The following is a 13,816-nucleotide window of genomic DNA, read 5'->3' on the forward strand; positions in this document are numbered from 1 at the left end:
CACGAGTTGGTGAAGGGCCGAACCCCGAGGAAGTCGGGGCAGGCTGTATTGTGAAGTAAAAACCAGCCTGCCGGCTGGCAGGTTCGATAAGGAGTGCCGATAGCTATCGGCATAGCCTTATCTTAAAAGTAGCGGAAAGAGGTTGCTGGTGTAAAGAGCGGCGGCCTTATGCTTTACGAACCGCCGTATACGAGATCCGTACGTACGGTGGTGTGAGAGCCTCAACCTGAGCCAATTGGCTCAGGTCGGGCTACTCGATTGGCAATCGTAATTCATTCTATCGTCAATTTCAGTTTCTTTCCAAGTCCTGCTTCTACAATTTTCCGAAATGTAGACATCTCAAGGTCAGTCTTATCATTCTCTATTCTCGAAATGTAAAACCTGGTTGTTCCACTTCTCATAGCTAACTGCTCTTGTGTCAGACCCGCTTTCAATCGTGCACTTCTTATCAGTCTGCCGTATCTGTATTTTGATGGCTCTTTAATACTGTCACTTAGTTCGTAAAGAACATCAGCTCCTATTTCGTATGGCAAGGTTAATTCTTCCCCGTTTTCTCCTTTTATTTTAATCTCAATGTTCGGCCATGACAGAGTAAAGTTTCTAAGTTTTACTTTTTCAAATTCTTTTTCGTCAAGTAAGGGGTATTCAAAATCGCTCTCGGTAACATTCCACTGTTTAAAAATCTTTACAAAGTCCAGTATTCGGCTCTCTCCGTTATTGAACATGCATTGGATTTTGTATCCTGAAATCTTTTCGATTTTTACTATTCTGGGTATTTTAATTTTCTGTCTCATGGCCTTGGATTTAATTTATTGAAAATCTCCATAAGGAATTGTTTGTTATCTGCCGCCCAATCATTCACTTTTTTTCTTTGCACTTTTGGCATTTTCCCTGCGTAAGTCTCCAACGTTTCAATTACTATCAGCTCTTCATATTCAGAGAATTTGGCATGAAAGTGTGGCGGTGGATGCTCTCGCGAGTAAATGTCAATCTTAATGTTATCAATCGTTTTTATTGTCGGCATGATTGTTATCCATTTAGACAACAAATTTAAAACATTATTTTCTGATTTCCAGGGTAGTTTTTTCAATTATTATGATTGCCAATTCTCTTATCTGTCTGGAAAATCCAGACCAATTTTTCAAATATATGTATATATGACTGGTTTTTATTTTCCTATATCCAAATCTTCTAAAGGGCTTCGGATCAGCTGTAATGACTTTTGGCTTACATGAGTGTAGATTTCCGTCGTCCTGCTGCTATTATGACCTAAGAGTTCTTGGATATATCTCAGGTCAGTTCCTCTTTCCAGTAAATGGGTCGCAGACGAATGCCTTAACCAATGCGGGGTAACAGGTTTTTTAATCCCCGCATTCTTAACGGCATTCTTCAAAACTTCTGCAAGGCTCTTTTCACTATATCGGCCACCCTTTTGTCCTTCAAAAATATACTCTTTAGGTTTATAGGCTCTCTAATACGATTCCAGTGCTTTGAGTAAAGAGTCAGGTAAAGTCACTACCCTATCTTTTTTTCCTTTGGAATTTTTCACAAGTACAAGACCTCTCTCTCTTTGGATATGCTCGAATTTTAATGCCAGTACTTCTCCTCTCCTCAATCCGCATGCATATAGAAACATCAACAATACTCGATGGTTTAAATTGGTTGGCGCATTTAAAACCCTTCCAACCTCTTCTTTACTCAGTACGTTCGGTAAATTCTTTTCATTCTTGGGTCTGTAAATGATATCAGGATTGATTTTAATACCTCTCCTGTTTGAAAAAAATAACTTGACAGCGTTGACAAACTGGTTTTGATAGGAACTTAATACCCTTTTGCGATGATATATTCGGTATTGAATTTTTCCAAATCTGAGCTTTCAACTTCTGCAATCGGCTTATTTTCCAAAAATCTGAAAAATACTGATAGTGCATCCCGATAGGTTTTGATGCTGCTTTCACTATATCTTTTGTTCCGCATCCATTGCTCAAATTTTATGATTTCCTCACCTATCCCAGAATCAAGGGGACTCAGATCATTCTTGATTTTTTCAACTGGCAAGGCTACTTTATTAAATTGGGAATAATCCAACCAAACCTTTCCCTTAAAAAATTCCAACAGTTCATTAAGCTTATTATCCGAGTAGGGGACGTACCATACTTTGAGTTCTTTTTTCCAATCCATTCCGGGAAATGTCTTTACCAGTTCTTTCAGCTCAAAATCGTAGAGAAACTCTAGGAAAATCATCTGGGATTTAACTATAGTACCATTTTTGATAAAAATCTTCTTCATAAAAAATCGGTTAAAAATTTATCTAAAATAAAAAAAATGCTGAAACCAAAAGCTTTCGGTCGCCTCCTTCTTCCCTGTGGCATCTAACATCGAGTGGCGACCCTGATGTCATATGTTTATAGTAAAAATAATCGTGTGTGGACCATCGACCTCGAAAGGGTCGATCAGAAGCTTCGTTGAAAAAGTGATACTACACATTTATTATAAGTTGATCGATTGTAATGACACTGAGAAAAAAATATTTTCACTTTTTTGAATTTTTTTTTTTTGATTTTAATTTTTGTTCAAATACATATTCTCTTTGTCCACCTGCAATAATTGTTTTGTATAATTTTAAAAGTGACAATTGACTCATTTTCAGGCGTATTTTATGAGGAAGGCAAGGGGGGGACGACTTTGGATATAAAGATTTTTGTCTCATATTAGAGGAACAATTGAAGGGTAAATGTTTAAAAAATGCCCCAAGATTGTTGCAGAAGTTTTGATTAATCACCCTTTAATCACCTTTTATATAATTATGAAAAACAAGACAAAATTGATTTTGGCGAATGTTTTTGCGTTGGTTGCGGTTTTGGCTATCCTTACCGTATTTAAGTTGCAAGGAATCGAAATAGGAAGTGCATCAGGCTCAATGCTGCCTAATGTATTGTTATTGGCGGTTCCACAAATAGGCTTTTTCTATTTTTATTGGATGTCTTATCAGAATAAAAAGCAAATGGCCTGATTACAATCTTCATTTTTTCAAATAATCCATCTCATTTAAAATCACCCAAAGGGGACTTTCTCTGGAAGTAACCATTTTTTGAGAACAGTAATATCCTTGCAAAAGGAAGTTTAAAGAGCCCGGAATGAAAGTTCCGGGTTTTTTTTAATTTGAGCTAAGTACTTCTTATTCTATCCAAAGATTCTTCCAAAATTCCTCATCAGGCGTAGCTTCCCAAGTATTTAAATTTTCCACAATTAGATTTTGGGCAAGGTCAAAAAGGTGTGCTTCGCTTTCATAGAAGTGCATCATATATCCTGCGGTATTTACAAAACAAACCAAATCCCCAATTTGTGGATACTGGCGGAGTGAAATCTTCCTTTTCAACAAAAGCTCTTGTTCAAGACAATAGGCACCTACAAAATAAACTTCACAAGGTACCTTTTCCATAGGCTTTTGAGGTAGGAAAATAGGGTCAAGTAGAAAATCAGCGCTAGAACTGAACATCTGGGTCCTGTTCATTTCCAATCCAACCAAAAGTCTCCCTTGTGAATCTGTTTTTCTAAAAGCAACCTTGGCTATGGTAATTCCAACTTGGTCCAACATAGACCGTCCCGGTTCAATTCTTAGTTCAATATTTCTTTGATTAAGATGTTTATAAAGAGGTATTCCATCCTTTAAACCTGTTAATATTTTCTCTACAAACTTCTCTTGAAATAATTCATTATAATATGGATACACCTTGGGTTCACCTCTTAACCTACCATCAATATTGATAATCCCCAGCAAATCCTTTTGGAAGGTAATCTCATCTTTGGCAGGTTGGATACTTTCCCTGAGTGTTTGGTGGAATGTTTCCCATTCTGTGGATGAGGCCAGATAATTCATTAAAATGCCGCCTCCCATATCAATAAATGATGTCTCCAAACCCGACTTCGAAAGGTTGTCGGCTATACTGATGGTTTGTGATAATGCATCAATCCTTTGTTCTGGACTGTATCCATTTAAGTGAAAGTGCAAGCCATGATATTTGAAGCGATTGTATTTACCTGACCCTGTTACATTTTCGGAAACATAATTCACCACTTCATCCACATCAAAGCCAAATCGAGAATATAATTTCTCTCCGTCATGCCAAAATCCGCTCAATCGAAATCCAACACGCAAAGTCTTATCTTCTTCAATTAGGATTTGATGCAAAAGCTCACATTCGTCATGATTGTCAAGAACTACAGGGATTTGATGTTCTATGACATATCTAAGAAGCTCGCGGTTTTTTACAGCAGCTGTTACGGTTATTTTTTCCGGATCTAACCCAGCGTCGATACAATCTTTTATTTCATTCAAGCTTGCGGTATCTACTCCAAAACCAAATTCTTTTGCTGCCCACACCAGGCTTTTACATTTATTGGCTTTTCTGGCAAAAAAGACACTGCTTTTCAATCCATATCGGTTAAAAACTTTGTCATATTTCAGAAAGTTCTCTTGAAATGGATCGAGATGCAACAGGTTGATTGGAGAACCGTATCGGGCAACCCAGCCGCTTATCAGTTCAATGTTACTCGTGAGGTCCTTAATCCAAGGTTGGATAATCGGCGTTAATTTTGGTGTTTTTGATATTGACATAATTTTGTGCGATTCGTTTAGCCCAGGGTGAAAGAAAATTATTGTTTGACCTGGAGAGGCTTTCATTATCAAGTGTCCAACCCTCTGTGGGTGTGCCATAAAAACTTATTTGCTTCTGCTTTTTCAATCGGCCCTCCTTATCCATTTCTATAGATCCGGTTTTGTAGTCTCCATTTGTGAAAAAACCAGCCCCCATATTCAATATTAATTTCCTGATGTATTCCGGCTGGGTAGAAAGATCCTTGGATTTGGGAATTCTGGCATCGATGAATAAACTAGCTGCTATGGAAAGGAGATTATCTTGATTGCTTAATTTTACATATGAATCTTGGTCTAGGATCGATATCTTGGGATTCGCAGCCAAGTCAAATCTCAAAATGTCTGCAGCTGCAAGGGTGAGTATTTTCTCCATATTTCCCTTTGGAGGACCATAAGCTACACGCTGAAATCTGCTGAAATAGTTCAAATCAAAATGGCGCTGACTTTCCCCAGTCAGTTTTCCGAAAGCATAAACCTTGTTGAATAGTGGATATATTTCACGCCACAATGCTGACATGGCTACTCTTGCTTGATGCAATTCATCAAATCGTTCTGGAAAAATTGTTTCTTCCAAATAGTCAATTACCGCATTGTGCCAGTCATTGGAGGGAAATGTTGGTGATAAAAACTTCTCTAAATCGAAGGGTGTAAAGTCAGGGAAAATGCCTGAAGCGTAAAATTCCATCTCTAGTAAAGTTTTTTCTGAATGTTTGACTTTATCAGAAATAAATGCCAGAAGATGTATAACATATTGGTATCTAAACTCATGCTGAATAAAAGGCAGTAAGTGTAATTTGAAATCAAGTTTATCATGCTTGTTAGATAAATGATCAACAGTTTCCTTTGTGAAGAATCTTAAAGAAAAATCACCTTTGCTTAAATCATCCTTCCTAGCAATCATTGGTAACCCGGTCCTTGAAAACGCAAAAATCTCCTTCGGTTCCTTTTTTGAGGCCAAATAGGTCAGACTTGTATTTTCGCGCTTAAATGCGCCCCCCTTACCTTCGGTTATACCCAAAACAGCATCCACAAAAGTCAACCCCAATCCCTTGATGGCTACAGTTTTTCCAGAATAGTTATTTTCCTGTAACTTTTGAATGGGATATACAGATCGGAATATTGATGAAGGAATCTCATCCGATTTTTTAACCTGATATGCGGAATTGCTCCCTTCTCCAAAACTATAAGCATGACCCGTACAGCATATGACCTCTGAAAAACCTTCATGAATTCCTACTTTGGAATTTATCAAAAGATTAGCGGAATCTTCCTCAATAGATGTCACCTCATCCACAATCAAATGCAAGTGAATGTTTGATGGAAGTGCCTCAATGAGTTTGCATAAACAATATTGCAGATATATGCCTGTCACGGCACGTGAACAATAATCAAAGGATTCAACCTCCACTTCAGATCTATTGTTTCTTTTTAAAAATGCTAAAAGATCTAGCCGATCATCCACTATCTGTTCCTGTTCATCAGTCCAGAAATCAACCTTTCCAAGGTTATAATTCATCAGCAAAAAGTCAGGCTGTTCTGTCTGATAATTTGGGCCACTGCCAAAATCAGCAGTGGTATTGAAACAAACAATATCCAAATCTTTACCAGGATGATTGCAATTCCAGACACTTGCCAGTCGCTCTATGGCATAGACACCTTTTGGACCACCACCAACTATAGCTACCCGGAAATCAGATTCCGGTAGGTAACTACCGCAAGTGTGATCTGTTAAAAATCTTTTATTTTGATTGATGATATCAGTTAAATTGCTCGAGTTCCAGACCTTCATTTACTTTTCTGTTTATTTTTTCGAGGATTTCAATTCCAAAGGTTTCCTCGATCCATTCGTCCGAATAAATTGTCTCTAGGTAGCGCTCTCCGCGATCACAAATGATGATCACGGCTTTTTCATCAGGATTCATTTTCAGTTTTTCAACCGCTGAAACCAATGCTCCTGTAGATCCTCCTGCTAGAATAGCTTCATGCTGTAAAAGCTTTTTACAACCCACTATACTTTCCCATTCCTTCATCCACATGGGTGACTCCAATAACTCCGGCCTCAATAAGGTTGAGGTCTTTGAAGCTCCAAAACCTGGAATAACCCTTTTTTCAGCCTTTCCACCAAAAATAATACTGCCATAAGCATCCACGGGAACAATCTTCATTTTTCCGCCAATCTGATCATTGTATTCTGCGAATCCCATTAATGTACCACAAGTGCTGGTGGCAGCCAAAATATAATCAGGACTTTCACCCAACTGACTGACAATTTCCTCGGCAGTCTGATGATGGGTGAGGGGATTTAACGGATTTTCGTATTGTTGGGTCCAGAATGCATTTGGATTTTCAGCCAAGATTTTCTCCACCCTTTTGATCCTTGTTCCCAAATATGAACCGGAGGCATCTGCTTCCTCCACCATTTCGATGTTCGCTCCATAAGTTTCCAATAACTCCAGTGTTTGCTGATTGATAAATGGATCTACGACAAGTCGGAGATTGAGTCCGTAGTACAGGCAGATTTGGGCAAGACCCACACCCATATTGCCGGAAGTACTCTCAACAATCAATGAGCTCTCACCGATCAACCCCAATTCCAGCGATTTCTCAATGATAAATTTCGCTGTCCTGTCTTTGATGCTTCCTGCAGGATTCATCAGTTCCAATTTTCCATAGACCTGTTTGTCAGGAAAGAGCTTGGACAATCGAATCAGTCCGGTATTCCCAATTAAAGCAGAAACACCATCTATGACTTGGTTTTCTGGGCTTTGTTTTTCTATGTTCAATATCATTATTTACTTGTTAGAATAGGGGAGTGGGTAGGATCGTTTAGGAGGCTTATCCGCCAACGATTTCACCACCATTGATATGTAAAACTTGACCTGTCATGTAACTGCTGTCCGTTGACCCTAAGAATACAAAGGCAGGTCCTACTTCTGATGGTTGACCGGCACGCTTCATGGGAGTATCTTGACCAAAATCTTCAATATCATCGAAAGTCGCGACGATTAAGGGAGTCCATATCGGCCCTGGAGCAACTGCGTTTACCCGGATTCCTTTTGCTGCCAAGTTCTTAGCTAGAGATCTCGTAAATGCCACTATAGCACCTTTGGTACTGGCATAATCGACGAGATGTTCACTGCCACGGTAAGCCGTAACCGAAGTTGTATTGATGATTGAGTCGCCTTCTCCCATCTGGGGCAAAAACTCTTGTGCCAAATAAAAAAATGAATAGATATTGGTTTCAAATGTTTCTTTTAGCTGTTCTTCTCCTATCTCTAGGATTGAATCTTTTGGATGCTGTATGGCTGCATTATTTACCAATATATTTACTTTTCCCAAAGAATTGATTATTTCCTTTGCTGCGGACTTACAAAATGACCTGTTTCTGATATCACATTTGACCAGAATACAAGAACGCCCCTCATTTTCAACCATCATTTTTGTGTCCTCAGCATCCTTATCTTCGCTGAGATACATGATAGCAATGTCAGCACCCTCTCTTGCCATATGGACCGCAGCACTACGACCAATTCCGCTATCTCCGCCTGTGATTACGACGGTCTTATCATTTAATTTTCCACTGCCAAGGTATGATGCTCTTATTACTTCAGGTTCGGGTTTCATTTTCCGTTCTTTACCGGGCAATTGTTGACTTTGCTTGGGGAATTCTGTTGGTTGATTCATCTTATTTTTGTTTAAGTTTTTGTCAAAGAGGTTTTTAAGTGATTTTTTAACTGAAAGGAAGTATATTATCCCTCTTTATACTTAGAAGGGGATAAACAAATACTTGAAATGTTCAGGTTTTTTTAATTATCACTAACCCTTCTCTAAATACTCCGTCGCACTAAAAAATATACACAAATACCACTCCAGCTATATAATAAAATGGTAAAAATTATAACTTATGTAAGTTTAAAGATTAAAAGTATAAACATTTAAATTCACTTCTTATTTTCCAATAGCTTCAATAATAATTTTTCAGCTTTATCCAGTGAAGTCGGCGAGTTTGTTTCCCGAAAGGGGTTTTTTAAGGGCAACTCCCCCAAATCCACTTTTTCCAAAATAAGAGGATGAATATAATATCCTTTACAGATAGTTGGGGTATTTCCCAATTCGTCTGCAATCATGCGAATTAAAATGGTTTCAAGTTTTTTTCGGGGAAATTGCTGCTGATGATTAAGGGCTTCCGGGAAAAATTCAATGGCTAACCTACTTCCAACCCAAGTTCTGAAGTCCTTGCTGGTAAACTCCTCACCCATATTTTCCTTGATATACTCTTGAACATCATAACTATCTACCCGATTAATTTGACCATTTGGATCAACATACTTGAAAAGTTCGTAACCGGGCAATTCTGCAACCTTTTTGATATGTCGCATAATGGCTTTGTCTTCAATAGTCACCTCCCGCTCTTTATTGCTTTTTCCTTTGAAGGAAAGAGAAAGAGTACCTCCCTCCACGACCATATGTTTACGGCGAAGTGTAGTTAACCCATAAGTTTGATTATCCCTTTCGTATTGTTTATTCCCAATTCGGATACCGGTTTCATCGAGGATGGTAACCATCAAAGCAAGAATTTTTCGCTTTGGCCAACTCTGTATTTTTAAATCTTTCTGAACCCTTTTTCTGATTTTTGGAAGTGCCTTCCCAAATTGGGCCATCCGCTCAAATTTTTCTTCCTGACGACTTTTTTCCCACTCGGCATGATAGATGTATTGTTTTCTACCTTTCAAATCCCTACCTGTCGCCTGAATATGACCATCATCAAACCTACAGATGCTCACATCATTCCACATCGGAGGAATGACCAAACTTTTGATCCGGTTTAATTTATGCTTATCGCCAATCTTCTCTCCCTTTTCATCCAAGTAGGCAAAACCTCGACCCTTTCTTACACGCTTGAAGCAGAGAGAATCTTCCTCGCTATAATATCTATAAGTAGATTTCATTATTGAATTGATTTGCAACATTTAAGCCAAATTTCAGCAACACTTATGAATGAAATTTTTTATCCGAAAGAGCGAAGATCAAAAACATTAATGCAACTGACATAAAATCAAATACTTAAAACTTTCTGCTGCTACCTGAGTTATGGTTACATCAAGTCAGAAAATTGATCCGACTATTCCTTGATTAACATCACTGATTTCTTTACCAACAAACTACATATTTAAAAAAAAATATTGAAATTCATGAAGAAGTTTAAAAAATCTGAAATAGTATTAATGGTCTTGGTAGTAGTCCTGATCGGAGTATCAGAATATTATTTTGTCATTCAAAAAGAGCCGTTAAAAGCCATTTTCATTGGTTTATGGTGCCCGACCATTTTGGGCTTTTTAATAATATTTAATATGAAAAGGTAAAATGGAAAATGTAGACATAATTATATTAACAATACTTGTTGTTGTTTCTTTTGTAGTTTTTATAGCTACTTCTCTAAAGGAATTTAACAAAATGGAGGATGAACCCTACGAATTTGAAAAGGCATCCGGCTTTACCAGAGCGGCATTATTTAATGTGCTCAGTTCCTTTTTTGATGATGATGAAATTCCTGAAAAAACCAGAGAAAAGTTTAAAAGCACCATCAAGCGTACCATTTCAGATATGGAATCAGATGGTGTATATTTTGATGATAAAGACAAGTCTAAAAAGAGACCTGATGGCAAAAAATAAAAAAATTATCTTTTAGAAATTACTATTTAATCCAATAAAAAGGATCAAAATCACAATCATGGATTACTTTACAGCCCTCCCAATTCCAAATTGATCTCCGGCTTTGGTCACCTGATGCTTGCTGAAATGGATCTCCACCATTTTTTCGCTCGCTACATAATTGTGGTATTCATCTTTGAGGGTCAAAAGAATATTTCTGGTTTCCACATCGATTACTTCACCGCTTGAAGGATAAGCATATTTTCCGTCCATACTAAAAGTAATCCAACCCGGTATATCCTGAAGCGGAATGGTCGTGAGTTGCTGGTAGGGCGGTGTTGCACTGAATACATGCATCCGCATGTTGTGGCCATCACTGACCCATAGTTCTTTTTCATTTGGGGTGAGACCAATGCCATGACTAGGATTTCCATGTCTCCGAACCGGGCCTTTTTCCCAACCTTCCACCACAATACTTTGAAGTACTTCCCCTGTATTCAGGTCACCCACTTCAAAGCCCAACAAGTCATCCACATTTGCAAAAACCAGTTTTTCTTGGCTGTCAATGGTAAAAGGCCGGATGCCATTGCTAAAGGGCCCCACTTTTTTAATGATGGAATGGTCCTCCGTATTAGTTACATGTAAATAGGGCGATGCAATATCAGCCAAGTAGGCATGCTTTCCAGAAGAGCCATAAAGGGTATTGTGTGCCCGCTGATGCACTTCAATTTTTTTGATGATTTCACCTGTTTCGCAATCCACTACATTCCAAAAAGACTTTTCTAAGGAAGGTAAATACATGGTTTTGCCATCAGGAGATATCGCCATCCGATCCGCGCCGCCATCATAGGTTTTCTCCCATAGCACCTTTTCCGAAGTCAGGTCAATGCGTTGGAGTGTTTGGAGCGTGCTGACATAAATGCTGTTGAGGGTCACGCTGACAGCTACCCCTTTGACATTGGAAGGCTTGCCGTTGGGAAGTAATCCTTGGGTTTTAATTCTTTTGACAAACTGATGACCATTGTCCATGTCAAAAACCAAAATCCCATGACCCCCATAACCCAAATAATTCCGAATTCCCGGGACTGCCACATACAGATACCTTCCTGATTCAGGAGATTGGATTTCCGGATCGGTATTTTCGACCTGATAGGGCATCCATGCGACGGAGAAAAAGATTAATAGGGCAACGCTGACAATGGCTTTGGTTTTATTGGGCTTCATGATATTTTGTTTTGGAACAGGGGAGGAGTAAGATAATGAATAAAGATAAACATTTGGAAGTGTTAGAAAAATCCGGCTTAAAAACAGGCAGATATTGCGACGAAATCATGATAAAATCTTTCGGTTATTTCCACCCTTTAAGGGTAAAGCCAAATATGCAGGCATGAATGCGACCTTGTTAAGGCAGTATGCTGCTGGTGTTAAAAATCCATCTCTAGAACAAGCTAAGAAGATAGAAAAAGCATTACATATTTTAGCAGACGAGCTTCGGGAAGCAAATATCGTAAATTAACTTCAACAAGGAATCCATGGCTCATCTCCTTTATCTTAAATAATATTATGCTACTTTTTGAGCAGACCTTTGGACAGACGTCATTTACCAACAGCTATATCTAAATACATATAAAATCAGTTTCAAAACATTTATTATATTTTTTTACATATAATTTAATATATTTGGTATTGTTTATATCTAAAAGAATATAATGAAAAGACTTTCGGAGTTTGTAAAAGAAAAGAGAAAGGAGACAGGAATGACTCAGGAGGAGTTTGCCGAACGCTCTGGGGTAGCCTTGACGGTAATCAGAAAGATAGAACAAGGAAAGACCAATCTCAACCTGGATAAGGTCAACCTGGTGCTCCGGATGTTTGGCCACGAACTGGTTCCTATAAACAGTAAAATTTTGAACGATGAGACAAGCGGAGATTTATTATAAAGACACGCTGGCAGGAATGCTTACTGAAACTGACGATGGGGAATATCAATAAGATTTACTAAACGTTTCTATAGCCAATCCTGAGTTCAGATCAGCTATATCAGACAATGGGTATTTATCAAATTCATCGGAACACATGCCGAATATGATAAAGTTGATGCAAATACAGTTGAGCAATTTAAATCGTAAAATACAATCGTAGATATGAAATGGGATAAAATCATCACCACAGAGCAAGAATATGAAAAAGCTTTAAAGAGGCTTTCCTCAATATTTGATGCGAATCCAGATAGTCCTGAAGGGATGGAAGCAGAACTCTTGGTCACCCTTGTTGAAAAGTATGAAAAGGAACACTATCCTATTGCTTTGCCCGAACCGATCACAGCTGTCAAGGAAGCCATGGAAATGAAAGGATTAAAGGACAAAGACCTAATTCAGGCTATTGGAAATAAGACCACTGTCAGCCTTGTTCTCAATCGCAAGCGAACTTTGACCATAGATATGATCAGAAACCTCAGCGAGCTTCTAGGACTCCCGGTAGAAGTGTTAATCCAACCTTATAAACTCAATGGTAAGCAAGAGATGGTAAATTGAGTCTAAGTTATCTTTGGTATCCATTAGTCCTTATACTGAGTAAAGTGACTATTCCCAAAACACCGGAACATGTGATGTAAGAAGAAGGATTTTGCGAAAAATTGGAGACCTTGGAGGTTTAAATTTCTGTATTTATAAGTTGATAGGTTATTTCCGATGACTAAAAATGAAAAAAGGCTGAATTTCTTCAGCCTTTTTGAGCAGAGGAGGAGGGATTCGAATAATCGCTATAACTCACTCTAAATCAAATATTTATTTTTGTAATTTTTCCGAGGTCTCGATTTTCCCTCACGGTAAATTTTCAATAAATCTGTGATGAATGGTAATTCGGGGATTCGAACCCTTGGTACTTTAGGTAATTCTCTACAGATTTTTAAGTACAGTTCTGAACCAATCAGGAATTGATTTTGGCAAAAGACAGTCAAACAATGATTTCAGTTATTTCAAAAGATTTTCTATTTTCCCTTGAATCATATTAAGGCTTCTCTTAACAAACTCCTCTTTTGTTTCATTTTCTAAAGGAAGTCCTATGTTTTCACTTATAGTTGTGATAAAAGAATCTGATGTTGCCAAATTCTTTATCTCCTCTATTTTTTCATCTCGAAGTGCATTATCATTTTTTATAGAAGGAGGAAATAAGTTAGTAATTGTTGAAATATTTTTTTTACTAAATTTTAAAAGATCTGGGTTTTCTTCTAAAAATAATTTAAAAGATACCTCTTTATTTAATTCGAATTTTTGTCCCATATAAATTAAGCGGTTTTGGATTTATAATAATCATAAAATTTTTCAAATATCTTTTCAAACATGTCTTTTAAAATATCTTGGAGATGCTCTTTTATATTTTTTTTAGTGTCATCATCAAATCCACTCCATAAGTGGATTAACCAGTTTATAATCTTTACAAAAATTGATGTCATAATTTTTTAGTAGTGGTTATTTAAATTTAATTTGAGGGTATTTATACTATTAG

General features: G+C 37.7%; 17 protein-coding genes and 1 pseudogene. 7 read left to right on the top strand and 11 right to left on the bottom strand.

The annotated features are described in order from the left end of the window. Positions 1–272: 272 nt before the first annotated feature. From HMJ38_RS03700 to HMJ38_RS25265, 4 genes and pseudogenes are all read right to left on the bottom strand, one after another. Positions 273–794: a helix-turn-helix domain-containing protein gene (locus HMJ38_RS03700; RefSeq protein ID WP_194973029.1), complete on the bottom strand. Its 522-nt coding sequence runs from the start codon at positions 792–794 to the stop codon at positions 273–275. Continuing rightward, entirely contained in the window at positions 791–1,090 is a 300-nt protein-coding gene (locus HMJ38_RS03705; RefSeq protein ID WP_228779870.1) for a DUF4160 domain-containing protein, read from the bottom strand. Before HMJ38_RS03705 ends, HMJ38_RS03700 begins: the two co-directional genes overlap by 4 nt. A gap of 78 nt (positions 1,091–1,168) precedes the next feature. Continuing rightward, positions 1,169–1,858 (bottom strand): annotated as a pseudogene (locus HMJ38_RS25260) (tyrosine-type recombinase/integrase). Then, on the bottom strand, positions 1,822–2,289 hold the full coding sequence (locus tag HMJ38_RS25265) for a phage integrase N-terminal SAM-like domain-containing protein (RefSeq protein ID WP_228779871.1): 468 nt from the start codon (positions 2,287–2,289) through the stop codon (positions 1,822–1,824). Before HMJ38_RS25265 ends, HMJ38_RS25260 begins: the two are co-directional and overlap by 37 nt. A 517-nt stretch (positions 2,290–2,806) precedes the next feature. Here HMJ38_RS25265 and HMJ38_RS03715 point away from each other — a divergent pair. After that, positions 2,807–3,013, top strand: coding sequence for a hypothetical protein (locus tag HMJ38_RS03715; RefSeq protein WP_194973030.1), 207 nt, complete (start codon positions 2,807–2,809; stop codon positions 3,011–3,013). Positions 3,014–3,178: 165 nt separating this feature from the next. Here HMJ38_RS03715 and HMJ38_RS03720 read toward each other — a convergent pair whose 3' ends face one another. The 5 genes from HMJ38_RS03720 to HMJ38_RS03740 all read right to left on the bottom strand — a co-directional run bounded on the left by HMJ38_RS03720 (position 3,179) and on the right by HMJ38_RS03740 (position 9,606). After that, entirely contained in the window at positions 3,179–4,618 is a 1,440-nt protein-coding gene (locus HMJ38_RS03720; protein ID WP_194973031.1) for a type III PLP-dependent enzyme domain-containing protein, read from the bottom strand. Next, on the bottom strand, positions 4,566–6,446 hold the full coding sequence (locus HMJ38_RS03725; RefSeq protein ID WP_194973032.1) for an FAD/NAD(P)-binding protein: 1,881 nt from the start codon (positions 6,444–6,446) through the stop codon (positions 4,566–4,568). The genes HMJ38_RS03720 and HMJ38_RS03725 overlap by 53 nt, the downstream gene beginning before the upstream one ends. Next, positions 6,415–7,446 carry a 2,3-diaminopropionate biosynthesis protein SbnA gene (gene sbnA, locus HMJ38_RS03730; RefSeq protein WP_194973033.1) on the bottom strand — a complete coding sequence of 344 codons (1,032 nt, stop codon included), beginning with the start codon at positions 7,444–7,446 and terminating at the stop codon, positions 6,415–6,417. Before sbnA ends, HMJ38_RS03725 begins: the two co-directional genes overlap by 32 nt. A 46-nt stretch (positions 7,447–7,492) precedes the next feature. Next, entirely contained in the window at positions 7,493–8,341 is an 849-nt protein-coding gene (locus tag HMJ38_RS03735; RefSeq protein ID WP_194973034.1) for an SDR family oxidoreductase, read from the bottom strand. 257 nt (positions 8,342–8,598) lie between these two features. Next, complete coding sequence (locus HMJ38_RS03740; protein WP_194973035.1) at positions 8,599–9,606, bottom strand: DNA topoisomerase IB; 1,008 nt, start codon at positions 9,604–9,606, stop codon at positions 8,599–8,601. Between the two features lie 243 nt (positions 9,607–9,849). Here HMJ38_RS03740 and HMJ38_RS03745 point away from each other — a divergent pair, with 243 nt between their 5' ends. Both HMJ38_RS03745 and HMJ38_RS03750 read left to right on the top strand, forming a co-directional pair. Then, positions 9,850–10,020, top strand: a complete 171-nt coding sequence (locus HMJ38_RS03745; RefSeq protein WP_194973036.1) for a hypothetical protein — start codon at positions 9,850–9,852, stop codon at positions 10,018–10,020. Position 10,021: 1 nt separating this feature from the next. Next, complete coding sequence (locus tag HMJ38_RS03750) at positions 10,022–10,330, top strand: hypothetical protein (protein ID WP_194973037.1); 309 nt, start codon at positions 10,022–10,024, stop codon at positions 10,328–10,330. Between the two features lie 63 nt (positions 10,331–10,393). On the opposite strand, the gene HMJ38_RS03755 is transcribed toward HMJ38_RS03750, so the two are convergent. After that, entirely contained in the window at positions 10,394–11,533 is a 1,140-nt protein-coding gene (locus HMJ38_RS03755; protein WP_194973038.1) for a YncE family protein, read from the bottom strand. A gap of 163 nt (positions 11,534–11,696) precedes the next feature. On the opposite strand from HMJ38_RS03755, the gene HMJ38_RS25510 reads away from it, so the two are divergent. The 4 genes from HMJ38_RS25510 (at position 11,697) to HMJ38_RS03770 (ending at position 12,843) form a co-directional block, all read left to right on the top strand. Then, on the top strand, positions 11,697–11,825 hold the full coding sequence (locus tag HMJ38_RS25510; RefSeq protein WP_262892868.1) for a hypothetical protein: 129 nt from the start codon (positions 11,697–11,699) through the stop codon (positions 11,823–11,825). Positions 11,826–12,018: 193 nt separating this feature from the next. Further along, entirely contained in the window at positions 12,019–12,249 is a 231-nt protein-coding gene (locus HMJ38_RS03760) for a helix-turn-helix domain-containing protein (RefSeq protein ID WP_194973039.1), read from the top strand. A 90-nt stretch (positions 12,250–12,339) separates the two neighbouring features. Beyond that, positions 12,340–12,438, top strand: a complete 99-nt coding sequence (locus HMJ38_RS03765) for a type II toxin-antitoxin system HigB family toxin (protein ID WP_317174492.1) — start codon at positions 12,340–12,342, stop codon at positions 12,436–12,438. A 15-nt stretch (positions 12,439–12,453) separates the two neighbouring features. Beyond that, positions 12,454–12,843, top strand: a complete 390-nt coding sequence (locus HMJ38_RS03770; RefSeq protein WP_194973040.1) for a helix-turn-helix domain-containing protein — start codon at positions 12,454–12,456, stop codon at positions 12,841–12,843. Between the two features lie 438 nt (positions 12,844–13,281). Here the strand turns inward: HMJ38_RS03770 and HMJ38_RS03775 are convergent, their stop codons facing one another. Then, complete coding sequence (locus tag HMJ38_RS03775; RefSeq protein ID WP_194973041.1) at positions 13,282–13,590, bottom strand: hypothetical protein; 309 nt, start codon at positions 13,588–13,590, stop codon at positions 13,282–13,284. Positions 13,591–13,816: the final 226 nt, after the last annotated feature.

It is taken from the genome of Aquiflexum lacus (assembly GCF_015476655.1).
Classification (GTDB): Bacteria; Bacteroidota; Bacteroidia; order Cytophagales; family Cyclobacteriaceae; genus Aquiflexum; species Aquiflexum lacus.

Excerpts from the sequence above, each read along its gene's own strand:
- HMJ38_RS03700 (WP_194973029.1), bottom strand. The coding sequence starts at position 794 with ATGAGACAGAAAATTAAAATACCCAGAATAGTAAAAATCGAAAAGATT.
- HMJ38_RS25265 (WP_228779871.1), bottom strand. The coding sequence starts at position 2,289 with ATGAAGAAGATTTTTATCAAAAATGGTACTATAGTTAAATCCCAGATG.
- HMJ38_RS03715 (WP_194973030.1), top strand. The coding sequence starts at position 2,807 with ATGAAAAACAAGACAAAATTGATTTTGGCGAATGTTTTTGCGTTGGTT.
- HMJ38_RS03720 (WP_194973031.1), bottom strand. The coding sequence starts at position 4,618 with ATGTCAATATCAAAAACACCAAAATTAACGCCGATTATCCAACCTTGG.
- HMJ38_RS03725 (WP_194973032.1), bottom strand. The coding sequence starts at position 6,446 with ATGAAGGTCTGGAACTCGAGCAATTTAACTGATATCATCAATCAAAAT.
- sbnA (WP_194973033.1), bottom strand. The coding sequence starts at position 7,446 with ATGATATTGAACATAGAAAAACAAAGCCCAGAAAACCAAGTCATAGAT.
- HMJ38_RS03735 (WP_194973034.1), bottom strand. The coding sequence starts at position 8,341 with ATGAATCAACCAACAGAATTCCCCAAGCAAAGTCAACAATTGCCCGGT.
- HMJ38_RS03740 (WP_194973035.1), bottom strand. The coding sequence starts at position 9,606 with ATGAAATCTACTTATAGATATTATAGCGAGGAAGATTCTCTCTGCTTC.
- HMJ38_RS03745 (WP_194973036.1), top strand. The coding sequence starts at position 9,850 with ATGAAGAAGTTTAAAAAATCTGAAATAGTATTAATGGTCTTGGTAGTA.
- HMJ38_RS03750 (WP_194973037.1), top strand. The coding sequence starts at position 10,022 with ATGGAAAATGTAGACATAATTATATTAACAATACTTGTTGTTGTTTCT.
- HMJ38_RS03755 (WP_194973038.1), bottom strand. The coding sequence starts at position 11,533 with ATGAAGCCCAATAAAACCAAAGCCATTGTCAGCGTTGCCCTATTAATC.
- HMJ38_RS25510 (WP_262892868.1), top strand. The coding sequence starts at position 11,697 with ATGAATGCGACCTTGTTAAGGCAGTATGCTGCTGGTGTTAAAAATCCA.
- HMJ38_RS03760 (WP_194973039.1), top strand. The coding sequence starts at position 12,019 with ATGAAAAGACTTTCGGAGTTTGTAAAAGAAAAGAGAAAGGAGACAGGA.
- HMJ38_RS03770 (WP_194973040.1), top strand. The coding sequence starts at position 12,454 with ATGAAATGGGATAAAATCATCACCACAGAGCAAGAATATGAAAAAGCT.
- HMJ38_RS03775 (WP_194973041.1), bottom strand. The coding sequence starts at position 13,590 with ATGGGACAAAAATTCGAATTAAATAAAGAGGTATCTTTTAAATTATTT.